Genomic DNA, 23,200 nt, shown 5'->3' with positions numbered 1-23,200 from the left:
CCCCCACCACAGGGAAAGCATCTCATAGAAATTCGAAAGAAGCCGGATTCGGATTGACGTTAAAACCATCTCAACACCCTTATTAAAAAGCTAAATAATAAAAGCCTAAAACTGTCAGTTTTCAGGGATTCCACACAACTTGACAAAGAGCCAGAATCCTTCCCCAAAATGAAAGAAAAAGCCTACTGTACACCTTTAAAAGGTTGATACAATAGGCTTATATACTCTTTAAGTTTATATTTTATTACTGCGTTAGCTCGTTTTGCCCTACCTCTTTGAAACTTTCTTCGAAAGTTTTATCAGCAGTATCGAAAGCTCTCTACAACTTGCTGTATTGTGCTAAAAATAAACTAAAAGATAGTTGAAACGATTCTGCTAGCAGAATCGGATAAAACAGTCTATCCCCAGACTGGATAAAACAGTCTATCCCCAGACTGGATAAAACAGTCTATCCCCAGACTGGATAAAACAGTCTATCCCCAGACTGTTTTATTTAACTGCGTCTTTAAGGGCTTTACCGGCTTTGAAAGCTGGAACTTTAGAAGCAGCGATTGTGATTTCTTTACCAGTTTGTGGGTTACGACCTTTGCGGGCTGCACGCTCACGAACTTCAAAGTTACCAAAACCGATCAATTGTACTTTTTCACCGTTTGCAAGGTAGTCAGTTACTGCTGCAAAAACTGCGTCAACTGCAACTGCTGCATCTTTCTTTGTTAATTCTGTTGCTTCTGCAACCTTAGCAATCAAGTCTTGTTTGTTAGCCATTCGTAAGAATCCTCCATTAATTTTCTAACAGTACATATCATAACTCAAAAAAATGAGAAAAGCAAGTAAAAAAAGCGTTTCGCCAGCCTTGACTTTCAGATTTTAAGGCAGCTTTAAGCGTAATGAATTAGAACAGCCCAGGCATCTTCTCCGGTATGGGTTTGGATGATCGAACCGGTCTCCAAGACGGAAATCGGCGCTTCTAAAAATGGTTGGAGTTGGCCTTTTAGCTCTTCCGCAAAATCCGGTTTACCCGCATAAGAAATCCCAATTGCAGCGATTTCTCGGCCTTCCAGTCCAGCCTTAAATTCATCTAGCCATTTTTTAAAGGTTTTAGCACCGCGGCCTTTAGCGATTGGGCGTAATTCATGGTCCACCATTTCCATGACAACACGGATGTTTAAGAGCGATGAAATCAAACCGGATACTCGACCAATCCGTCCCCCCTTAACCAGATTTTCCAAGGTGGACACGCCAATATAGAGTTCCGTATTTTCCCGTACACGATCGATTTCAGCCAAAATCTCCTCTAAAGAAGCTCCTTCACGCGCCAAGCGGGCAGCCGCAAGGACCTGGAATTTCTGCGCTTGGTCCGTAAAGGAAGAGTCAACGACCTCAACCTTGGCTCCGGATAAACTGGCACCTTGCCGAGCTGCTTCGACGGTTCCAGACAAGGCGTGGGACATGTGGATGGATAGAATCTGATCGTAGTCCTTGGCCAGTTTGCCATAAACTTCAGCAAAGACACCGACTGGTGGCTGACTGGTTTTGGGCAAATTCTTGCTCGTTTTCATCAGGTTCAAGAACTCCCCCTCCTTCAAATCCGCATCTGAATAGAGAATCCCATCAACCATCACGGATAGCGGGATCACTTGAATCCCATACTCTTGAACCAATTCATCTTCAATAGTGACCGATGAATCCGTTACTACAGCAATTTTTGTCATACATACCTACTTCTTAACAGTCATTTTGTCCTATTATAACAGATTTAAGGCCCAAACCTCAATGTTTTTGCAAGAGCTCCCGAGCCTGATTGATGGCCGATTCCGTCAATTCTTCACCCGCCAGCATGCGCGCAATCTCTTGAATCCGCTCCTCCATCTCCAAGAGACGGACGCGGGAAACCGTAGACACATCATCTGATATTTTTTCAATGAAAAATTGAAAATCGGCGATGGCGATCACTTGTGGGAGGTGCGAGATGGCAAGCACTTGGCCATTGCGACCGATTTTGTGAATTTTCTGAGCAATGGCTTGGGCAACCCGGCCGGACACGCCCGTGTCAACCTCATCAAAGACAATGCTGGTCTTCCCCTCCTTACGGGAAAAGGCCGACTTGATGGCCAGCATCAAGCGGGATAATTCCCCACCACTGGCCACCTTGACCAAGGGTTTGAAGTCCTCGCCTGGGTTGGTTGAAATGTAAAATTCAATCTGCTCATTGCCATCGCGGCTAAATTTCCCCTTGCTAAACTGAACCTGGAAGCGGGCCTTATCCATATAGAGGTCCTGGAGTTCCAGTTGGATTTCTGCTTCCAACTGCTGGGCTAGCTGGTGGCGGGCTTGGCTCAGTTCTTGGGCCAGAGCTACCAAGACCTTTTCTTCTTCCTTCAACTTTTTAGCCAAGTCCTCAGAGGAAATCTGGTTTCCCGTCAGCAGCTGGTATTCTTGTGAAATTTTCTCAAAATAATCCAAGACTTCCTGAACGCTACCGCCATACTTTCGGCTAATGGCATAAATCACATCCAGGCGGCTTTCAATGTGGAGCAGGCGGTTGGCATCAAAATCCAGGGAGGAGAGGTGATCCTCCAGGCGCCGGGTCGCGTCCTCTAAGCCGTAGTAGGCTTCGGCCACTTGGCCGGCCAATTCCTTGTACAGCGGATTGTAGTCTTCGAGACTCTCCAGGTCACGCAAGGCTGTCCCCACATTGGACAAGGAGGATTGTTCTTCGTCATCCAGCAAATGATAGGCCGTGGTCAGGGTATCCGCAATCAACTTGTGATTCAGCAGCTGCTCCCGCTCTTGTTGCAGGCTCACATCTTCACCTGGTTTGAGAGCGGCTTCCTCAATCTCCGCCAATTGAAATTCCAGCATTTCAATCCTGGCACTATGCTCCGCTTCCTGAGTCTGCTGGCTAACCAATTGCTGGCGCAAACTCCGGTAGCGCTCAAAACTCTGGACATACCGGCCCTTCAAGTCCCGAAAAGCCTCATCGCCAAATTCATCCAAGAGGCGGCCATGCCACTGGGCCCGCATCAACTCTTCCTGGTCATGCTGGCCGTGGATATCAACCAGGTGCTGACCCACCGCTCGCAGGACGGACAGATTGACCATTTGGCCATTGATCCGGCTGACACTGCGACCATTCTGAAAAATCTCCCGCCGAATAATCAGTTCATCGCCGACCTCAATACCCTGCTCCCCTAAAATTTTCTGAATTACTTCGGGTTTTTCCAGAGAGAAGAGACCTTGGATTTCAGCTTTGGGCATGCCATGACGGATCACCTCTGTCGTCGCACGACTCCCCAGCATCATATTCATAGCATCAATAATAATTGATTTCCCAGCCCCAGTTTCCCCTGTTAGGACGGTCATCCCGTTGTCAAAGTTCAAGGTAATTTCTTCAATAATGGCAAAATTTTTGATGGAAATTTCTAATAACATAACATTACCACTTTTCTAAAGAATGTTTGAGCAGGCTTGGTTCTACGCCCTTTTTTAAGATTAGCAAAACCGTATCATCATCGGATAGGATCGAAAAAAGATCCTTGGAAAAGCGGGCCCAAATTTCCCGTTTTAAAAGGAGGGCCTGACCGGGAACCACTCGCAAGGAAATCATCTGGTTCTGGACTGCCAGCTCCAAAATCGGCGACTTTTTAGCAGAGGCTTGGAATTGGTAGGCCGCGTCTGGTCCTTTGAGCACTCCCATTTCCTTTAAATCGCGAGAAACGGTAGCCTGGGTCGCCAAGATACCCTGGGCCTCCAAGTAATCCCGGATTTCTTTTTGACCACGAACCGGCTGGCCTTGGATCAAGGCGCGAATTAGGGCCTGGCGCTGGTCCTTGTCTGCATTAGAATGTCTCATGGGCCTTCCTCACTGTCTCCTTAATCTGGTCAGGTGAAAGGGCTGGTCCCTGATCCAATTTCAAGTAAAGCAAAAATTCAATATTGCCTTGGCCACCGGTGATTGGTGAAAAGTCCAGGCCGTGGATACCAAAGCCCAAACCTTGGGCCATGGTCATGGTCTGGTTCAACACCGCTTCATGGACCCGGGCTTCCCGTACAATCCCTTTTTTGCCAATGGCTTCCCGACCTGCCTCAAACTGCGGCTTGACCAGGGCCACGACCTGGCCCTGGTCTTGCAAAATCGCAGCCAAACTCGGCAAGATCAAACTGAGGGAGATAAAACTCACATCAATCGAAGCAAAGCTGGGCTGGGGTTGGAAGTCCTCTGGATTGGCATAGCGAAAATTGTACTGCTCGCGGCTAATCACCCGCGGATCCTGGCGTAGCTTCCAGGCCAATTGATTGGTGCCCACATCGACTGCATAGACCTGCTGGGCTCCCGCCTGCAACATGACATCTGTAAAACCGCCGGTGGAAGCGCCAATATCCAGGGTCCACTGATCTGTCAAATCAATGCCGAAGACCTCTAGAGCCTTGGCTAGTTTTAAACCACCTCGGCTAACATAGGGCAGTGTCTCTCCCTTGATCTTGAGGGGAATATCATTCGAAATCTTCTCACCGGGTTTGTCATAGCGGTGGCCGGTCAGGTCATGAATAACCAAACCAGCCATGACCCCCCGTTTGGCTTGTTCGCGTGTTTCAAAAAGGCCCTGCTGAAAGGCCAATACATCTACTCTTTCTTTAGCTACCAATGGCTAATCCTTCTATTCTTTCTTTCAAGACTGCTCCCTGGAATCCTTTAGCCTCCAAGGCGGTGATTTGCTGGTGGATTTGATCCAGCAGCTCAGCTAAAATGCCCTGGGCCTCCTCTAAGCCAAAAATGGCTGGATAAGTGGCTTTTTGAGCGATTTCATCCTTATTCGGGGTTTTCCCCAATTCCTGGAAGCTAGCTGTGACATCAAGGATATCATCCCGCACCTGAAAGGCTAGGCCTAGGTTTTTCCCGAGGGAATCCAAGAGCTCCCGACTCTCAACATCGAGCTCTAGCAGTACTCCAGCTGCCAAAAATGGAAAATGCAGAAGGCGGCCAGTCTTGTTTTCATGAATCCGTTGCAACTCCTCAATCGTTAGAGTCTTTCCTTCTGAACGCATATCCAAACTTTGGCCGCCAACCATGCCATAGGTTCCCGAAGCCAAAGACAAGGCCTGGGTCAACTCCACGAGCTGAGTCGCTGGTAAATCGGCTTGAGCTAACAAGGCAAAGGCATCCAAAAAGAGACTATCGCCCGCTAAAATTGCTGCTGCCTCGCCAAACTGCTTGTGATTGGTTAGTTGACCCCGGCGGTAATCATCATCATCCATGGCTGGAAGATCATCATGAATCAGGCTCCCCGTATGAATCATCTCGAGAGCAGCTGCGACCTTCACATGCTCCTGACTAATCTTGAGACCAAAGCCCTCCAATAAATCTAAGAGGAGCAAGGGACGGATCCGCTTGCCTCCTGCTTGGATGGAGTAAAGAATGCCTGCAACCAATTGTGGCTCTGGGCTTGGGCTTTGATAAAAATTCTTGAGGACAGTTTCCAAAACTGCTAGCTGTTGATTCATGCGTTCATTTCCGTTTCTTGACCATCGCCACCCATGATGGTGACCATGGTTTTTTCAGCTTCTTGTAAGGTTTTTTGCAGTTCCTGGCTTAATTTCATCCCCTGTTGAAATTGCTTCAAGGCCTCTTCCAAAGGAACTTCGCCTTGTTCTAGGCGTCGAACCAGAAGCTCCAATTCCTGCATTTTTTCTTCAAATGTCTGTGTTTTGGACATGGTTTACCTCTACTTCTAAGTGGCCATCCTGAAGTTGGATGGTCAAGTGATCACCAGGCTCAACCTGGCTGCTACTGGATACAATTTTGTCGCCTGTTTTCACCAAGGCATAGCCTCGTTGGAGAATTTGGCTTAATTCCAATTGTGACAAGGCATCGCTGGCAACCTGGAACCGCTGCTGGGCTTGCTTTAAACGATCAGTCATAGCCCGCTGCAGATCAACTTCCAAGTGTGCTAGCTGGTCTTGGGCCTTGTCCACTCTTGGGCTTGGGCTCTGGCGGATCAAGGCTTGGTGCAAAAGCTGACTCCGGTGCTGCTGGTTTTGGAGCATTTTTTCCACCGTTTGCTTGAGTTGGAGATCTAGTTGGTCCAACTTTTGCAAGTAAGAATCATAGAGACGCTCTGGCTGGCGGAAAATAATCGATTGGTTGAGAACTTCCACACGCTCCCTTTGGACCTTGAGCAGGCGGTCCAAGGCTTGCTTAAGCTGGAGCTGGCTGCGCTCAAGGGCTAGGAAATAATCGGCCTTGGTATAGGGGGTTGCCAACTCCGCCGCTGCTGTCGGCGTCGCAGCTCGCTGGTCGGCTACAAAATCAGCCAAGGTCACATCGGTCTCGTGCCCCACACTAGAAATCACAGGCAGGCGCGATTCAAAAATGGCCCGCACCACTACCTCTTCGTTGAAGGCCCAGAGGTCCTCCATGGAACCTCCACCCCGACCAACGATCAACACATCCAGATCTTCAGCCTGATTGGCCCGCTGAATTTGCTGGGCAATTTCAGCGGCCGCCCCCTCTCCCTGGACCTTGGCCGGATAAAGCCGGATACTCAGTCCTGGAAAGCGCCGATTGACCGTTGTAATAATGTCCTGAATAACGGCACCACTAGGACTGGTCACCACGCCAATTTTACGATTAAAGCGGGGTAAGGGCTGCTTATGCTCAGCCTTAAAAAAGCCCGCCTGGGTCAATTCTTTTTTTAATTGTTCAAAGCGAAGAGCCAATTCACCTACGCCAGCTGGCTCTGCCTTTTCAATCACAATCGAATAGGATCCGTTGGGCGCGTAAAGCTGGATCCGACCTACGATATTAATTTGTTGCCCTTCCTCAAGCCTAAAGGGCAACTTTTTGTAGACACCTGCCCACATGGTTGCCTGAATAACGGCCTCTTCATCCTTTAAGGAAAAATACTGGTGATTAGGACGGGCCCGAAAATTGGAGACCTGCCCGGTCAAAAAGACACGCTCCAGATAGGGATCCTTATCAAATTTTCGCTTAAGATACTTGGTCAGGGTCCCGACGGAAAGATAGTCTGTCATAGTCCAGTCCTAAAGCTCTAAATCTGCATAGGGAGTTCGATAACCAATCTGCAGGAGCTGGCCATCTTTTACCAACAAGGGACGCTTAATCAGCATGCCATCTGTTGCCAGGAGTTGAGCAGCTTCTGCAGCAGTCAAGTTGGGAACTTGATCTTTTAGGCCTAATTCCCGGTATTTGTTACCACTAGTGTTGAAAAAGGCTTTAATGGGCCAAGTTCCTTGAGCCATCCAGCTTTCCAACTGTTCTGAACTTGGGGCTGCCTGGGTCAGGTCAATAAACTGCGTTTCAATCCCCAGTGCTTTTAATTCTTTTTCAGCTGCCTTGCTGGTTGTGCAACGCGGGTGTCCGTAATAATCAAACATACTTCTATTCATCCTTTTCTTCTTGATGGTAGGCCTGGTAAAGTTCCTTGGCCTTTAAACCCGTTTCCTTGGCCAATTCCTGACTGGCGGTTTTTAGACGTTGACCTTGACTCACCCGTTCCTTGAGGAGTTCAAGGACAGCCTCCAGGCTCTGAGCTGGCTGGGCTTCCTCTTGATAGCCCTCCACGATGAGCAGGCATTCACCTTTGATGGGGTCTGTAAGCAGCGAATCGAACACCTCTTGGATACTTCCCCGACGAAACTCCTCGTAGATCTTGGTTAATTCACGGACCAGGACGAGCTGCCGATTGCCGTAGACAGCAAGGATTTTTTCCAAAGTAGCTGCTAGGCGATAGGGAGATTCGTAAAAAATCTGCGTTTCGGGATAGTGGCGCTTGGACTCCAAGAAGGCCTGTTGCTGGCCAGCCTTGCGCGGCAAAAAACCGTAAAAAATATGGGGCTGGGGCACCAGACCACTGGCAATCAAGGCTGTGATACCAGCTGACGGACCAGGGATTGGAACTACCTTGTAGCCTTGTTCCAGGGCGGCCTTAACCAAATCATGGCCGGGATCCGAAATACTGGGCAGGCCCGCATCAGACACCTGGGCTAGATCTTGACCTTGGGCTAGGACTTCAAGAAGTTCGGGAATACGCGCTTGGGCATTGTGTTCGTGGAAGGAAATCAGGCGATTCTTGATTTCAAAATGCTTGAGCAGGGCACCGGTCACCCGTGTGTCTTCAGCTGCGATCAGGGACACAGACTCCAAGAGCTTCAAAACCCGAAAGGAGATGTCCTCCATATTGCCGATCGGCGTCGGCACTAAATACAGCGTCCCATACTCCGAGACTTCTTTAAAACTTTTTTGAATCTGCACGATTAACCTCTAAATAACAATTCATCACAGAAGGCACACTCGCCTTCTCGTTGCTGGCCATAAAAATAAGTGCACACATGAAAACCATCCAAATAAATCCGGTGCAAGCCTTCCCTTTGTTTAAAGGGTTTCTCAGGCTCACCCGTCTCAACCTGACTCAAGCGTTCCCGTAACTTCTCATTTTCAAGACGGAGGAGGGTGTTTTCTTCAATTGATTCGCGCACAGCTACTTTCATGGATTCCAGCTCATTGAGAGTACGAATGAGATGATTGCTAAAATTATCAAGGGTCACTAAAATATCTTTCTTTTCCAAGGGGCTCCTCCTTCTCTTCAAATTACAAATTCTCTAAACAAAAACGTTCCAAACTAGCTAACAAGGGAACATTGGCCTGCCAGGCAAGCCTGGCCGCCATCAAATCTTTCAAGAGTTTCCAACGCATGGGAGTGGCTGCTTGCTGCCCCAGCTGGAGTTCCAACATATCTAAAAACAGAGCCTGTTTATCCCGGTCATCTGCTTGGGCAACCAAGGCCGATAGGACCAGGAAAGACTTGGATTCTTTTTTGAGAAACTGCTGCAACCAACTATCAAGCTGGGCATTCATCTCCAAAATCCAGTTTTGACTCAGGTTTTCCAGAAGCTGGGTGTTCCCTTGCAACAAGCTACTCAAAAACTGGGCTTGGGTTTTCAGCAGTCCTTGAGCCTCAAAGGCCGCGGTTAAATCCTGAATCCGGTCTGGAAAATAGACAAACTGGCTCCGACTGCGAATGGTCGGCAGGATCCGATCGGGGTTCTTACTGAGGAAAAAGAAATGTTGTTGCCCAGTCGGCTCCTCCATCGACTTCAGTAGGGCATTAGCCCCATTGCTGTGCATGATTTCGGCATCACGGACAATAAAAACCTGGTGGGAGCTTTCCAAACCCGATTGCGAAACCTGGCCTAAGAGACCCTTGACTTGTTCCGTGCGGATGATCCGATTCACGGGGCTGACCACATGAAGATCTGAAAATTCTTGGGATTCAACCAGTTTGCAAGATCGGCACTTCCCACAGGGCAGGCCCTCTTGCTGATCCTCACAATAAATGGCTTGGCTGAGGTAGAGGGCCATATCCAAGATTTCTGGACCACCAGCAAATAAATAAGCATGGCTCAGACGGTCAGCCTGGATAATTTTCTGAAAACGATGCAGAAGACTAGCCTGGGTCTGTTCCAACTTCTCTGCTAAGGAGCTCATAGGGACAATCTTTCTACGATGCGCTGGAGGGCTTGATCGAGAACCTCGGGAAGATCCAAACTAGCATCTACTTTTACCAAACGATCTGGATTCTCGTCCAACAGCTGCAAATAACCTTGACGGACACGCTGATGCCAGCTCAAATCTTCCTGATCTAGTCGATCCACATCCCCTGAACGATTAGCCTGAATCCGGGCCAAGCCCTGTTCGGCTGGTAAATCCAGTAGTAAGGTCAAGTCAGGATTCTTGCCATCTGTCGCAAATTGGTTGAGCCAGTGAATTGCTTCCAAGTCCAAACCGCGACCATAGCCTTGATAGGCCACCGAGGAATCGATAAACCGATCCATTAAAACCAAAGCCCCTCGCTCCAAGGCTGGTAAGACTTTTTCAACTAGGTGTTGACGACGACTGGCCATATACAGCAAGAGCTCGGTTTTGGCTTCCATCTCTGCATGGTCTGGATTGAGCAAAATTTCCCGAATTTGCTCGGCAATCCGAGCGCCCCCAGGTTCCCTGGTAACCACTACTTCCCGGCCTGTATCTGAAAAGTGACTGGCCAATTCTTGGATTAGGGTTGACTTCCCAGATCCATCTGGTCCTTCAATGGACAGTAAAAATCCCTGTTTCATAGTTCCCTCTTTTCTTAGCTACTATTATACCTGTTTTCATGAAATTTGACACTAGCTAAATCGTTCCATAGGTACGGAAGGTACCTAAGCTCAAAAAAACAATCGGCATCTCAGAAACAAGCTGCCGATAGCTCAAAAGCTCTGGGAGAGGTTATGATGGGCTGATAAGGCTGGGATTGAAAAGCAAAGTAAGATCCAATGGTTTTTTTAATATGAGCTTAAAATTCTATCCCACTCCCCAAAAGGTAGGGCAAAGCGAGCTGACAATGAATTCTTTTGATGTTCAAAGAGTGTTAGACTCCTTCGAAGGTGCAAAAAACTCCCCCGATTCCCGAATGGTTCATTCAAGAATCTGAGAGGGAGTTCCCTTGCAGTTTAAAAGGCTTTAGCTTGAGTTTCGTGAACATAGTCCACTTGGAAGCCTTGTTTTTCGAGTTCTTCACGAAGTTGCTCGTGGTCTGTGTGACCCTCCAATTGCAATTCAATGGTTACAGAACTATCTGCATTTGGAATGTTGACAACATTATCAATGTTGAGATCACGTTCAACAACTGCATGGACGGCACGTTCCAAGACTCCAACCTGATTGGTAGTCCGAACACGAACCCGAGTACCGGGTGCTCCATAACCGGCAACTTCCAAAAAGGCTTTGAAGACATCACGATCTGTAATCACACCACGAAGCTCATCCCCTTTCATAACAGGAAGGATACCAACCTTATGTTTAAACATCAAGTAGACTGCATCTTCCAAGCTGGCATCTTCGTCAAGGGTAAAGACATCTCGGACCATGACACCCTTCACCTTGGTTTTGTTGAGGAGGTAGTTCATCTCATAGATGGATAGAGTTGTGGCTTTAGAAGGGGTTGCCTCTGCAATCGTACCTTCGGTTACCAAACCAACCAGTTTCCCATGATCCATAACTGGCAGACGATGAAGGTTTTGTTCCCGCATCAAATCTGCTGCATGTGCAATGGAAGTATCTGGGTCAATAAAGACCACTCGCTTTGTCATAAAATCTTTAACAGCCATATTCCAGTCCTTTCCGTCTGCTTGCTAACCGCCAAGGTAGGCCTTGCGAACTTCTTCCGATGTTAGAAGTTCTTGACCGGTACCTGCTAATACAATTTTACCATTTTCTAACACATAACCGCGATTGGAAATGGCTAGGGCCTTATTGGCATTTTGCTCAATCAATAAAACGGTTGTCCCTTGAGCTTGGATATCCTTAATGATTTCAAAAATCTCATTGATAAAGATAGGCGCTAATCCCATTGATGGCTCATCCAAAAGCAAGAGTTTCGGTGTTGACATCAGGGCTCGGCCCATAGCCAACATCTGCTGCTCTCCACCCGAAAGTGTTGCTGCATCTTGACCTTTACGCTCTTCCAAACGTGGGAAGCGCTCAAAAATTTTCTTCAAATTCCGAGCATTTTCTTCTCGGTCTTTTTTCAGAAAGGCACCCATTTCCAGATTTTCCATAACGGTTAGTCCTGGGAAAACATGACGTCCTTCTGGAACTTGTGATAGACCTGAAGCAACAATGGTTTGCGCAGGCTGTTTGTGAATTTCCTGACCTTGAAACAGAATGCGTCCTTGACTTGGGCGAACCAAGCCGGAAATGGTCCGCAAGATACTGGTTTTTCCAGCTCCATTGGCCCCAATCAGGGAAACAACTTCCCCTTCAGCGACCTCAAAGCTGACATCATGGACGGCTTCAATCATCCCATAGTGAATGGATAGATTTTCAACTTGTAACATTGACATTAGGCTTCTCCTCCCAAGTAAGCTTCGATAACACGCTTGTTGGTGCGGATCTCCTCAGGGGTTCCATGGGCGATCAACCGTCCATATTCCAGCACATAAATCCGCTCCGTGACTTCCATGACCAAACTCATATCATGTTCAATCAACATCACCGTGATGTTAAATTCTTCCTTAATTTTCCGGATTAAAGCTGTCAATTCAGCTGTTTCCTGAGGGTTCATCCCTGCCGCCGGTTCATCCAAGAACAGAATCTTAGGTTGCGTCGCCAAGGCCCGCACAATTTCCAAGAGACGCTGTTGCCCATAAGCCAAGTTTTTCGCCAAGGTATCCGCATATTCTTCCAAAGAGAAGATTTTCAACAGATCTAGCGCCTTCTGCTTATATTCCTCTTCCTTTTTATAATAAAGGGGAAGGCGGAAGAGACTAGCCCAGATATGTGGGTTTTGGTGATTCCCAAAAGCGATGAGAACATTATCCAGGACGGTTAAATCCTTGAACAAACGGATATTCTGGAAGGTCCGCCCCAGACCTAGACCCGCAATGGTGTAGGGTTCCTTACCATTGAGCTCATTACCATCCAAGGTAATGGTTCCTTCACTTGGCTCGTAGACACCGGTCAACAAATTGAAGAGGGTTGATTTCCCCGCTCCATTGGGACCAATCAAGCCCACCAATTCCCCCTTGTCCAATTCCAAGGTTACATCCCCAACAGCCGTTAAACCGCCGAAATGTTTTGTTAAGTGTTTAACTTCTAAAAGTGCCATTAGGACTTAACCTCCTTTTTTGATTTTGACAAAAGATTCTTCAAACTCAATTCCCAGGTTCCCAAGAGACCACCTGGACGGAAAATCATCACTAGGATGAGGGCCAATGAGTAAACAATCATCCGGATGCTGGCTACGTCTTGCAAGAGCATATTGAGGATTCCCAGTACAACCGCCGCCACAATGGTTCCCGTCATCGAACCGAGGCCACCAAATACAACGATGATCAAGATGTTGATAGAGTTGGTGAAGGCAAAGTCTTTTGGAACGACCGAACCAACAAAACCAGCATGGAGAGAACCCGCAATACTTGCCGTGATCGCACCAAAGACAAAGGCCATCACCTTAATTTTAGTCGTGTTAATTCCAACTGATTCAGCCGCGATTTCATCCTCACGAACCGCCAAGGTCTGCCGACCAATCGGACTCCGCAAGTAGTTCAAGGTCACAATCGTTGTCAAAGCTGCTAGCAGGTAGACCATTTGCCAGGTTGTAAAGGCAGGAATCCCCAAGAGACCGGCAGCCCCGTTGGTCACCTCGCCACCATTGACAATGATAATCCGAATAATCTCAGCTACCCCCAGGGTTGCAATCGCCAAGTAGTCCCCCTTCAAACGGAGCGTTGGCAGACCAACCAAGAGGGCTACAAGACCCGCAACGGCCATCCCTGCTAGGACGGACACGATAAAACCACCATAGGTTGGCAACTGCTTCCCAATAATGGCCGTCGCATAAGCACCAATCGCCATAAATCCAGCATGCCCCAATGAGAATTGACCGGAGAAACCAACAATGAGGTTAAGACCTACAGCCAAGATAATATTAATTCCAATTTGTTGGAAGATCATTTGATAGTAGAGATTGAGCACATTCATCTCAACCAAAAGCGTAATCAAGGCATAGCCGGCAACTAGCAGCCCTGCCCAAATCATATTTTCCTTTAGATTTTTTTGCATGACTAGACCTTCTCCTTCACATTTTTACCAAGAATACCACTTGGACGTACTAGGAGAATCAAAATCAATACTCCATATACAATCGCGTCTCGGAAATCAGAGAATCCAAGCGCTGTTGCTGCCGTTTCGAGGACCCCGATCACAAAACCACCCAAGGCTGCCCCTGGAATAATTCCGATTCCGCCCAATACGGCCGCAACGAAGGATTTCAAACCAGGCGTCATCCCCATCAAAGGATCCAAGGAGTTGTAGTAAAGGGCGATGAGAACACCCGCTGCCCCTGCCAAGGCTGATCCAAGGGCAAAGGTAAAACTAATGGTCCGATTGACATTAATTCCCATCAATTGTGCAGCGTCACTGTCAACAGACACAGCCCGCATAGCTTTCCCCATCTTGGTTTTCTTAACAATCAACTGCAACACAACCATCAAGAGGATGGAAACTCCCAAAATCAACAATTGAATATTGGTCATTGAAACTGGACCAAGCTCATAGCGGACTGTTTCAATCACTTGTGGGAAAGGCCGTGGATTAGCACCAAAGAAGAAGACCATTCCATATTCCAAGAGGAAGGAAACCCCGATTGCGGTAATCAAGGCTGCAATCCGCGTTGACTGGCGCAGCGGCCGGTAAGCCAAGAACTCAATCAAGACCCCAAGGGCTGCGGTTCCAACCATGGCCAACAAGAGGGCCACAAAGAAATTTAAGTGGAGGGTATTAATGAGGAAATAACCTAGAAAGGCTCCCATCATATAAACATCCCCGTGGGCAAAGTTGATCAAGCGAATAATTCCATATACCATGGTATAGCCCAAGGCAAGAAGAGCATAAATACTTCCCAAGATCAGCCCATTCAATAATTGCTGTAGTATCATTCTAAATAATCTCCTAAACGACTTAGTCTGGTTGTACCGAAACCGCTTCTTCAACCTTACCTTTTTGCATGGTCATCATAAAGGCTGATTTGCTGGTATTGTGATCGGCATCAAAGCTAGTTTTACCGGTTACCCCGTTATAGTTCTTAATCTTAGTCAGGTTATCCCGAATCTGGATGGAATTATCAGCTCCCTCCATCGCTTTGGCCATCATTTTCATCGAGTCATAAGCCAAGGCTGAGAAGGTACTTGGTTCTTCTTTAAAGCGGTCACGGTAAGCTTTTTTGAAGGCTTCCGCTTCTTCGCTGGTTTTTACAGTGGAAGAAAAACCAGATACAAAGTAGATATCATTGGCTTTTTCAACTGTCGCCTGTTGGACAAACTCCTCTGAGTTCAAACCATCTCCACCAACAATCGGTTGATTCAAGCCCATCCCCCGCATTTGGTTGACAATCTTACCAGCTTCGGTATAGTAACCTGGCAGAACCATGGCATCAAAGTCCTTTCCTTTCATTTTTGTCAAGGCTGCTTGGAAGTCGGTATCCCCAGCGATAAAGGTCTCTTCAATCACAATGTCACCTTTATAGGCTTCCTTGAAGGACTTAGCAATCCCTTTGGCATAGTCACTCGAGTTATCGGTAAACAAGGCTACTTTTTTAGCCTTCAAATTATCCGCAACATACTTGGCAATGATTCGCCCTTGGTAGCTATCTTGAAAGGTTCCCACAAATAGGAAGTCCTGGCCAGCCGTCAAACCGTCTTGTGTCGCACTTGGTGAAATCACCGGTACACCCGCAATAGTAGCTTTCGGAATCGCTGCTGCAGTCGCACCAGAGGTTGCAGGGCCGACAATGGCATTGACTTCCTGTTGAATGGCCAAATTGGTTGATACGGAAGCTGCTTCTTGAGTTTCCGATTTATTATCTTTAGAAATGACTTCAATTTGCTTGCCATCAACACCACCTGCCTGGTTAATTTCCTCAACAGCTAGCAAGGCTCCTTTTTGCTCCACAGATCCATAAGCGGCTACAGAACCAGTATTTTCAAAGTTAAAGCCGACCTTAATAGTCTCCCCAATCTCTGTTCCCTTAGCTTTGGAACCGTCCGCAACTGGCACTTGGCTACAAGCTGCTAACAATGTCATAGAGGCCAGCAGGACTGTGGCCACTAACGTTTTACCTTTCATAAAACTACTCCTCTTTTTTTATAGAGTCTAATATATAGAATTGTCAGAAAATTGTCAATACATGTTCCCGATTTTTTACTTATTTTCTCATGAAAACTTTCATTTTTCCTTTCACAAATTAAAAAGCGGAATATCAGTCTCCGCTTTCTAGGGTTCCTAAATCGATACCTTGATAGGTGAGGGGCAATTCTGTTAACAAACTGGTTTGAATATCCCGTACAAAAGACTGCCCTTGCAATTGGGCGATAATCGACGATAGCTGGTCTGCTTTTACAAACAATTGAACATAGCGTAAGCGCCGGGAGTGATAAGCAATATCCCCATAGGAACTCAACTTGCGCCGATCCCGATTATAATATAGATAAACATACAATGACCGATGTTGAACCTTTGCTTCCATAGCCTCTCCTTTTAGAACCATTTTATCATAAGAAATAGGCAAAAACTAGTCTCCCCAAAGGAAAAGAGGTTGGCAATCCAACCTCCTTCTCTGTGATCGATTAAGCTTGTGGTAATTGGTTGTTGGCCATAATTTCATCAATGAAACCGTAAGCCAAGGTTTCCTCAGCACTCATCCAGTAATCGCGTTCCGCATCCTTGTGGATTTGCTCCACGGGTTTACCAGAATTGTCTGCCAAGATTTTTTCCAAGGTATGACGCGTTTTTAGCAAATGCTCAGCGGCAATCGCCATATCCGTTTGTTGAGTACCACCACCAGTACCACCCATTGGCTGGTGAATCATGTATTCCGCGTGGGGCAACATGAAACGTTTACCCTTGGCACCGCTGGAAGCAATGATGGTTCCCATGCTAGCTGCCATCCCCATCACAATTGTTTGAACATCAGCCTTGATAAAGTTCATGGTATCCACAATCGCCAAACCTGCTGACACAGATCCACCTGGGGTATTTACATAGAGGTAAATATCCTTGGTTGAATCTTGCGCATCCAAGAACAACAATTGGGCAATAACGGAGTTAGCCATGCTGTCTTCAACAGGTCCCGTCAGCATAATAATTCGATCTTTTAATAGTCGTGAATAAATGTCATAGGAACGTTCACCACGACTCGTTTGTTCAATAACTACAGGAATCATTCTGTATTCTCCTTCTTTACTAGAATGACTTCATTATACCCAAATGGTCAGTAAAGGTCAACTTTCAACCCCTTATTTGGTTCCAAAAAGTCGATCCCCTGCATCGCCAAGTCCAGGAACAATATAACCCTGCTCATTCAAGCGTTCATCCAAGGCAGCTGTCAAAATTGGAACCTCTGGATGGGCCTCTTCCAAGGCAGCCACCCCTTCAGGAGCCGCAACCAAACACACAAAGGTAATATTGCTAGCCCCACGTTTTTTCAAGGAATCAATCGCCAAGATTGCTGAACCACCGGTTGCCAACATTGGATCAACCACAAAAATTCGACGTTGATCAATATCTTCTGGCAATTTCACCAAGTATTCCACCGGTTGCAACGTCTCTTCATCCCGGTACATTCCAATATGACCTACCTTGGCCGCTGGAACCAAACTCAACAACCCATCAACCATGCCGATACCAGCCCTAAGGATTGGAACAATGGCCAATTTTTTACCTGCCAACTGCTTCTGAACCGTTTTTGTAATCGGCGTCTCAATTTCAACATCCTCTAAGGGAAGGTCTCGAAGAACCTCATATCCCATCAACATCGCAATCTCATCTACCAATTCCCGGAAGGCTTTGGTAGAAGTATCCGTCCGACGAAGAATGGACAATTTGTGTTGAATCAACGGATGCGCAATGACTTGAACTTTAGACATCATGGTTCCTCTTTTCTTAATTTTTTCCATTATATCACAGACACCCCTGAAAAGCTTTCCAAAGTAAGCCCCAAAAGCAGATTTTTCCAGTTCATACCTAATTAAAATCAAAATTTTAATACTCGAATAATTTCAAGGAATTGACTAGGAAAGCCAACGAAGGTAGAACTTAGGTTCATCAAGGAGGCTTGACAACGTCAAAATTTGAAATTAAATGAGTATCAATAAAAAACCGGCCTGGATGATATGCACCCCAAATGTTAGACACAAAATCTAACGATTGGGGTGTATTTTTATGAAATTATCATTTGAAGATAAACTTGAAATTTATCACTTAAGAAAAGAAGGGTATTCATGGCCACATCTGTCTAAGAAGTTTGATGTTAATCAATCTAACCTTAAATATATGGTTTCCTTAATGGATAAACACGGAGTTGAAACGGTTAAAAAGGGAAAGAATCGATATTACCCACCTGAATTGAAAAAAGAAATGATTGATCGAGTCCCACTTGCAGGTGAATCTGCGTTATCAGTTTCACTCGAATATGCTTTGCCCAATCGAGGAACTCTTCCTAATTGGATAGCTGATTTCAAGAAAAACGGGTATACTATTGTTGAGAAAACAAGAAGGAAATCCGTAAAAATGGCAAAAACAAAGGCGTCTAAACCTGATCATCAAACTGAGCTGGAACGCTTGAAAGACGAGGTTGAATACCTTAGAACGGAGAATGCTTACCTAAAAAAGTTGAGGGAGCTTCGTTTGAAAGCCGAAGCCAAGCGAGAACGAAAACAGAAGTAATAAAGGAACTCTTAGAAGAAAATTTCCAATTAAAATATCTTCTTTTAGTAGCCAAACTGGCCCGTTCAACCTACTACTATCATTTAAAGAAGCTAGAACTTCCAGATAAGGATAGTGAATTACGAGAACTTATCAAAGAAATTTTCAATGAACACAAGGGTAACTATGGCTATCGTCGGATTACGATGGAATTGCGAAATCAAGGTTATCTTGTAAACCATAAGAAGGTTCAACGAATCATGAAAGAGCTAAGATTAGAAGCACGCATTCGTCGGAATCGGAAGAAATATAGTTCCTATAAAGGAGAGATTGGTAAGAAGGCTGATAATCTCATTCAACGTCAATTTGAAGCGGATAGACCATATGAAAAATGTTACACAGATGTGACTGAATTTGCCATTCCTAGTAGTGAACAGAAGTTGTATTTATCGCCAATTCTTGATGGTTATAACAGTGAAATCATCTCCCACACACTTTCCACTTCACCAAATCTAAAACAAGTAAAAGATATGCTTGAAGCTGCTTTTCCAGACGGTAATTATGGTGGCTGTATCCTTCATAGTGATCAAGGTTGGCAGTATCAGCACAATAGCTATCATTCATTTCTCGAATCGAAAGGAGTGCGTCCTTCTATGTCTCGTAAGGGGAATAGTACAGATAATGGAATGATGGAATCCTTTTTCGGAGTGCTGAAAACAGAGATGTTTTATGGCTATGAGTCTAGTTTCAAGAGTATTGATGAATTGATACAGGCTATTAGTGATTACATTGATTACTACAACAACAAAAGAATTAAGGTAAAATTAAAAGGACTGAGTCCTGTGCAATACAGGATTCAATCCTTTCAATAACTATTTGTCCAACTTTTGGGGGTCAGTTCAGGACCACTCTCCTCAGCCCAAAGCCTGTTTTAATCTTCAATGAATTTACTCAACCCGAGTAAAGATTCCAGTATACGTATTTGTGGACTGTGCCGCAATCAAGTCAAAAGTCCCATTTTCGGCATTTATAGAAACATAAGGTAACCCACTAGTATGAGCATCATTTGCAAATCTACCAAAATACGCTGTGCCATCCCAGCTTCCCACCTCCGGATACAAGAACAGTTCCCGAGTCAGATTTACACGCTCAAGCTCCGGAATAGCCTCTGATTCAGCCATCACCACTCCAACAGTGCCATCTGCTTGAACATAGAGCTGATTGCCAAATTCATCCTGCCAGATTCCAGCAATACTTGAAAAATCACCTGCAACCAAGGACTCCCCATGAATCCCAGTGGTCTGAGCCGGAACCCCTACAGTAGAACCTGTTGCTTCTCCACCTGTAGACACATCTGCTGAAACACCTGTTTCTTGAGATGCTCCGACACCTGTCCCCTGAGACATAGCGCCGGCACTAGCTCCTACACCAGCTTCCACTTTAGAGGCAGCAGATTGATTCTCCACTCCTTCTCCGGCAACCGCAGGCTTAACAGAAGAAGACGGACGCATTTTCTGCTCTTGTTTCTTTTGGACAGAGGAACTGCTTTGGCTCGATTTCACAAGCTTCTGGCTGCTTGAAGAACTTACAGCGGGTTTAACATCAGCTTCTTTAGCTGGGGTACAAGCTGTCAAAGCAAGGACAGCCAATAAGCAAAGACCATATTTTTTCATGATGTTGTCTCCTAATCTTAAGGAAGTGCAATATATCGACGAACTCCTGAACCTGAGATGTAACTCAACCAGTCTCGTCCATCACCTGATACTATTTTATCATAATTTACTGACATCCCAATATCATAATAAGCAATATTTTCAGCTGACAGGCGTGGCTCATTTTTAATAAAGGATTTTTGAGTAAATGTATAGCTACCACTTGCAGGTAAGGATACTTTTGAGGAAGCTACAACATTAGATTGATTAGCAGCTGACGGATTAGATGCCTCTAATGCCTGAATGGCTATATAACGACGGTTACCTTGGAAAGATAAATAACTGATCCAGCGGTAGCCATCTGCCTCCAAAACTTTGTCGTAGTTCACGGATGATCCCGCATCATAGTAAGCCAAATCCGCAGCTGATAGTTTAGGTTCAGCTTTAATAAAAGATTTTTCTTTAACCTGATAGGTGCCACTTGCAGGAAGAGAACTGCTGACAGTAACTACTGAATTATTTGAAACAGGTGTTACAACTGTTGCTGTTTTCGAAGATGCTTTACCGACAGAAATGTAGTAACGACCTCCTTTAGAAGAGATATAACTAATCCAATGATGTCCATCCGCTTCTAAAGTACGATCATAATTCACGGACATACCCACATCATAGTAAGCTACATCAGTCGCTGTAACTCGTGGCTCACTCTTAATAAATGATTTTGTTGTAAAATGATAAGTTCCACTAGGAGCTAGCTCCCCTGCATTCTTCTGAACAGTTGGAGTAGCAACTCGACCACCTAAATCTTTAAAATGGATAAAACCACTTACAGATGAGATAGGGATACTTCTTCTATGATAATTTTGGCTCCAGTTAAAGTTATATTCTTCAATAATAACATTATTTCCCTCAACAGCAGCTACCCAAGCAACATGTCCATATATATCAGAAGCTTCAAAAACCCCTCTACCAAACCATGCTACAGAACCTACTGCGGGAACTTTATCAACATACCCTCCACGCGAAGCTGCATTGATTCCCCAATCTGCTCCATTACCTAAATAACCAACATTGGAAAATCCATTTGTTTCTGCCAATCTAAAAGCAACAAACGAAGTACATTGCCGTACAGGATATCCCCAACGATCAAGATCAGTGTAGGTATTACCATGCTTCCAAGGATAATTATCCCCTATATAAGTTCCTCTCTCAACACCAGCAACTCTAAACCGACTTCTTCTTATTCGGGCTTTATCCAAAGGTTTTTCATCGTCTCCAACCAACTTAACCTGAGGGGCTTCATCATCTCCCACTTTTGGAATGCTATCCAAGATAGAGGATTCGCTCTTATCTTCTAGAACATTCTTCACTTTCGCAACAGCTTCAGATGGCTCAGAAACTTTAATATCCTCAGTAGCTTTTACAGGTGCTAGTTTCTCAACCGAATCTGCTTCAGGAGAAGGAGCAATATTCCCATCTTTCATTTCCTGAACTGTATTGACAGCTACTGATTTCAATTCCACCTCTACAGAAGTAGCTAGATCAATGGAATCAACTTTCGATACATTTACTGTCTCGACAGGTACTTCTTTAACCTCTACCAGTTCAGTACTTACACTCGGAACTTCAACATTTTCTACAACGATACTAGCAGATTGATCTAAAATAATTTCACTGGTCATCGGAGGTTCAACTAATGTCTCAGTAGTCACAACTCCAACAGTTGTTGAATCACTGGCCTTCATCTCATCTCCGTAAACACTACTAGTTCCTGAAACTAACCAAAATCCTAGTAGGACAGACGCAAGACCAAAAGAACATTTCCTAAAAGAAAATCTTTGAACACGATTTTGTACTGACATCTTTTCCATGGATGAACCTCCTAAAAAATTCACTTAAAATAATTAGTGATTTATTTCACACAATAAGTGTATCATAAATCAAGTGCCCCGTCTAGTGTTTTTGTGAAAAAAATATCAAAATATTTTTAAAGCCGTGTTGTAAAATGAAGTGCAACAAAAAAGACATGTTCGTCTGCTATACTAGAGTTCGCCAAAACAGTATAGAAAGAAGATGAACATGTCTCAAACTCATTCTACCAAAAAGTATCTTTATTCTCACTTATCAGCTTCCGAACGTGGTGAAATTAGTGCTTATCTCAAACTAGGCAAGAAACCTGCTGAGATTGCCCGATTATTAGGTCGTCACCGTTCAACAATCTGCCGGGAAATCGAGCGTGGTGCAGTGACTCAAGTTCAAGATAAGAATGGAAAACTGACTTATTACAAGGCTTATTTTGCAGATAGAGCTCAGCTTGTCTACGAAGAAAATCGCAAAAAGAGTGTTTGGCTGAAACTAGACAAGTGCTCATCAACTTTCTTTGAGAAGCTTGAAAAAGCTGTCAAAGCCAAGGTTCGCCGTCATAGTGTAGATTCCTTTGTCCATGAGTATAAAGAAGAACACCCAACAGAAGTCATCCCGTCAACTAAGACTATTTATCGCTACATACTAGATAACCGTTTACCCATTAAACCGATTGATTTACCAAAGATGGTAAGTAGCAGAAAACGGACTCGATCTGGAATCAAAATCAACAAGAAAGTTCTTGGAAAATCCATTGAGGAACGACCAGAAAGTATCAACAACCGTTCTGAATTTGGACACTGGGAAATTGATTTGATACTTGGTAAAAAGACCCGAGGAGAGGCCGTTGTAATGACGTTAGTGGAACGTCAGACTCGCTTTGCCTTGGCCTGTAAGTTACCGAACAAACAATCAGAAACTATCAAGAAAATTGTGCAGGACTGGGTTGAAAGATATCCTATTACTTCCATTACATCTGATAACGGCTCTGAATTTAGTCTCTTATCAGAACTAACGGGTGTTGATGTTTATTTTGCTCATCCCTATTCATCGCACGAAAGAGGGACAAATGAGCATTTCAATGGACTCCTCAGAGAATTTATCCCCAAGGGGCAATCTCTCAATCCACTAACAGATGAAGAACTCTCTCAGTATCTAGAAGCTATCAACGAGAGACCTAGACGGCTTCATCATTACAAAACTGCGAAATTTGAGGCTGGGACAAAAGTCTCATAAAGCCTAAAAAGGAGAGATTCATCTACTGAAATGAGTCTCTCCTTTTCTTTTAGAATCTCCTCTTCCTATATTTGAGGAGATTATTGGCCATGAGAACCAATCCCATGTCAATTTTTACTTGTCGTTTTCCTCGTAGGTTACAACGTTTGTAACCTAAACAAGCCTTTACCTGTCCAAAGACAGGTTCCAC

Annotated in this window: 26 protein-coding genes and 1 pseudogene; 2 read left to right on the top strand and 25 right to left on the bottom strand. The window is 45.2% G+C overall.

Features of this window, described 5'->3' with window-relative positions; translation table 11 throughout:
• Positions 1-489: 489 nt before the first annotated feature.
• The 22 genes and pseudogenes from E5983_RS03275 to upp form a co-directional block, all read right to left on the bottom strand.
• Positions 490-765, bottom strand: coding sequence for an HU family DNA-binding protein (locus E5983_RS03275; protein ID WP_160332488.1), 276 nt, complete (start codon positions 763-765; stop codon positions 490-492).
• Positions 766-878: 113 nt separating this feature from the next.
• Entirely contained in the window at positions 879-1,712 is an 834-nt protein-coding gene (locus E5983_RS03270) for a DegV family protein (protein ID WP_160332487.1), read from the bottom strand.
• A 58-nt stretch (positions 1,713-1,770) separates the two neighbouring features.
• Positions 1,771-3,432, bottom strand: coding sequence for a DNA repair protein RecN (recN, locus tag E5983_RS03265; protein WP_160332486.1), 1,662 nt, complete (start codon positions 3,430-3,432; stop codon positions 1,771-1,773).
• Between the two features lie 4 nt (positions 3,433-3,436).
• The gene (locus E5983_RS03260) at positions 3,437-3,853 is read right to left on the bottom strand and encodes an arginine repressor (protein WP_160332485.1); all 417 of its coding nucleotides are present in this window, start codon (positions 3,851-3,853) and stop codon (positions 3,437-3,439) included.
• The gene (locus tag E5983_RS03255) at positions 3,840-4,646 is read right to left on the bottom strand and encodes a TlyA family RNA methyltransferase (protein WP_160332484.1); all 807 of its coding nucleotides are present in this window, start codon (positions 4,644-4,646) and stop codon (positions 3,840-3,842) included. Before E5983_RS03255 ends, E5983_RS03260 begins: the two co-directional genes overlap by 14 nt.
• A complete protein-coding gene (locus E5983_RS03250) occupies positions 4,636-5,502 on the bottom strand; it encodes a polyprenyl synthetase family protein (protein ID WP_160332483.1) in 867 nt (288 codons plus the stop codon). The genes E5983_RS03255 and E5983_RS03250 overlap by 11 nt, the downstream gene beginning before the upstream one ends.
• Positions 5,499-5,714, bottom strand: a complete 216-nt coding sequence (locus E5983_RS03245; protein WP_160332482.1) for an exodeoxyribonuclease VII small subunit — start codon at positions 5,712-5,714, stop codon at positions 5,499-5,501. Before E5983_RS03245 ends, E5983_RS03250 begins: the two co-directional genes overlap by 4 nt.
• Positions 5,692-7,032, bottom strand: coding sequence for an exodeoxyribonuclease VII large subunit (gene xseA / locus E5983_RS03240; RefSeq protein WP_160332481.1), 1,341 nt, complete (start codon positions 7,030-7,032; stop codon positions 5,692-5,694). Before xseA ends, E5983_RS03245 begins: the two co-directional genes overlap by 23 nt.
• Before the next feature lie 9 nt (positions 7,033-7,041).
• Complete coding sequence (locus E5983_RS03235) at positions 7,042-7,395, bottom strand: Spx/MgsR family RNA polymerase-binding regulatory protein (protein WP_160332490.1); 354 nt, start codon at positions 7,393-7,395, stop codon at positions 7,042-7,044.
• Positions 7,396-7,399: 4 nt separating this feature from the next.
• Complete coding sequence (gene rsmI / locus E5983_RS03230; protein ID WP_160332480.1) at positions 7,400-8,272, bottom strand: 16S rRNA (cytidine(1402)-2'-O)-methyltransferase; 873 nt, start codon at positions 8,270-8,272, stop codon at positions 7,400-7,402.
• 2 nt (positions 8,273-8,274) lie between these two features.
• The gene (locus tag E5983_RS03225; RefSeq protein ID WP_160332479.1) at positions 8,275-8,586 is read right to left on the bottom strand and encodes an initiation control protein YabA; all 312 of its coding nucleotides are present in this window, start codon (positions 8,584-8,586) and stop codon (positions 8,275-8,277) included.
• A gap of 22 nt (positions 8,587-8,608) precedes the next feature.
• Positions 8,609-9,505 (bottom strand): DNA polymerase III subunit delta', encoded by an 897-nt coding sequence (locus E5983_RS03220; protein WP_160332478.1) that lies wholly within the window; start codon positions 9,503-9,505, stop codon positions 8,609-8,611.
• Complete coding sequence (gene tmk, locus E5983_RS03215) at positions 9,502-10,134, bottom strand: dTMP kinase (protein ID WP_160332477.1); 633 nt, start codon at positions 10,132-10,134, stop codon at positions 9,502-9,504. The genes E5983_RS03220 and tmk overlap by 4 nt, the downstream gene beginning before the upstream one ends.
• A gap of 375 nt (positions 10,135-10,509) precedes the next feature.
• Positions 10,510-11,166, bottom strand: coding sequence for a CBS domain-containing protein (locus E5983_RS03210; protein ID WP_160332476.1), 657 nt, complete (start codon positions 11,164-11,166; stop codon positions 10,510-10,512).
• A gap of 24 nt (positions 11,167-11,190) precedes the next feature.
• On the bottom strand, positions 11,191-11,901 hold the full coding sequence (locus tag E5983_RS03205) for an ABC transporter ATP-binding protein (protein ID WP_160332475.1): 711 nt from the start codon (positions 11,899-11,901) through the stop codon (positions 11,191-11,193).
• Positions 11,901-12,665, bottom strand: coding sequence for an ABC transporter ATP-binding protein (locus E5983_RS03200; RefSeq protein WP_160332474.1), 765 nt, complete (start codon positions 12,663-12,665; stop codon positions 11,901-11,903). The genes E5983_RS03205 and E5983_RS03200 overlap by 1 nt, the downstream gene beginning before the upstream one ends.
• Complete coding sequence (locus E5983_RS03195; RefSeq protein ID WP_160332473.1) at positions 12,665-13,621, bottom strand: branched-chain amino acid ABC transporter permease; 957 nt, start codon at positions 13,619-13,621, stop codon at positions 12,665-12,667. Before E5983_RS03195 ends, E5983_RS03200 begins: the two co-directional genes overlap by 1 nt.
• Before the next feature lie 2 nt (positions 13,622-13,623).
• Positions 13,624-14,493, bottom strand: coding sequence for a branched-chain amino acid ABC transporter permease (locus E5983_RS03190; RefSeq protein ID WP_160332489.1), 870 nt, complete (start codon positions 14,491-14,493; stop codon positions 13,624-13,626).
• A 25-nt stretch (positions 14,494-14,518) separates the two neighbouring features.
• Positions 14,519-15,682 (bottom strand): ABC transporter substrate-binding protein, encoded by a 1,164-nt coding sequence (locus E5983_RS03185; protein ID WP_160332472.1) that lies wholly within the window; start codon positions 15,680-15,682, stop codon positions 14,519-14,521.
• Between the two features lie 133 nt (positions 15,683-15,815).
• Positions 15,816-16,082, bottom strand: coding sequence for a DUF2129 domain-containing protein (locus E5983_RS03180; RefSeq protein ID WP_160332471.1), 267 nt, complete (start codon positions 16,080-16,082; stop codon positions 15,816-15,818).
• A 100-nt stretch (positions 16,083-16,182) separates the two neighbouring features.
• Positions 16,183-16,785 (bottom strand): annotated as a pseudogene (locus E5983_RS03175) (ATP-dependent Clp protease proteolytic subunit); the annotation flags it as partial.
• Positions 16,786-16,851: 66 nt separating this feature from the next.
• Entirely contained in the window at positions 16,852-17,481 is a 630-nt protein-coding gene (gene upp, locus E5983_RS03170; protein WP_160332469.1) for a uracil phosphoribosyltransferase, read from the bottom strand.
• Positions 17,482-17,776: 295 nt separating this feature from the next.
• Here upp and E5983_RS03165 point away from each other — a divergent pair.
• Positions 17,777-19,131 (top strand): IS3 family transposase gene (locus E5983_RS03165; RefSeq protein ID WP_160332468.1). Its coding sequence is split into 2 segments (ribosomal slippage): positions 17,777-18,218 and positions 18,218-19,131, totalling 1,356 coding nucleotides; the frame shifts between segments, so codons are not numbered across the junction.
• 75 nt (positions 19,132-19,206) lie between these two features.
• Here E5983_RS03165 and E5983_RS03160 read toward each other — a convergent pair.
• Together E5983_RS03160 and E5983_RS03155 are read right to left on the bottom strand one after the other, a co-directional pair.
• Complete coding sequence (locus E5983_RS03160) at positions 19,207-19,932, bottom strand: hypothetical protein (RefSeq protein ID WP_160332467.1); 726 nt, start codon at positions 19,930-19,932, stop codon at positions 19,207-19,209.
• 17 nt (positions 19,933-19,949) lie between these two features.
• Entirely contained in the window at positions 19,950-21,782 is a 1,833-nt protein-coding gene (locus E5983_RS03155; RefSeq protein ID WP_160332466.1) for an SH3 domain-containing protein, read from the bottom strand.
• A 208-nt stretch (positions 21,783-21,990) separates the two neighbouring features.
• Here E5983_RS03155 and E5983_RS03150 point away from each other — a divergent pair, with 208 nt between their 5' ends.
• Positions 21,991-23,010, top strand: a complete 1,020-nt coding sequence (locus E5983_RS03150) for an IS30 family transposase (RefSeq protein ID WP_160332465.1) — start codon at positions 21,991-21,993, stop codon at positions 23,008-23,010.
• 49 nt (positions 23,011-23,059) lie between these two features.
• Here the strand turns inward: E5983_RS03150 and E5983_RS03145 are convergent.
• Positions 23,060-23,200 (bottom strand): transposase (locus tag E5983_RS03145; protein ID WP_202056349.1); only part of this gene is annotated, 141 nt, incomplete at its 5' end.

It is taken from the genome of Streptococcus danieliae (assembly GCF_009767945.1).
Lineage (GTDB): Bacteria > Bacillota > Bacilli > Lactobacillales > Streptococcaceae > Streptococcus > Streptococcus danieliae.
Note: the sequence above shows the minus strand (reverse complement) of the source record. Positions and strands in the feature narration are given on the sequence as shown.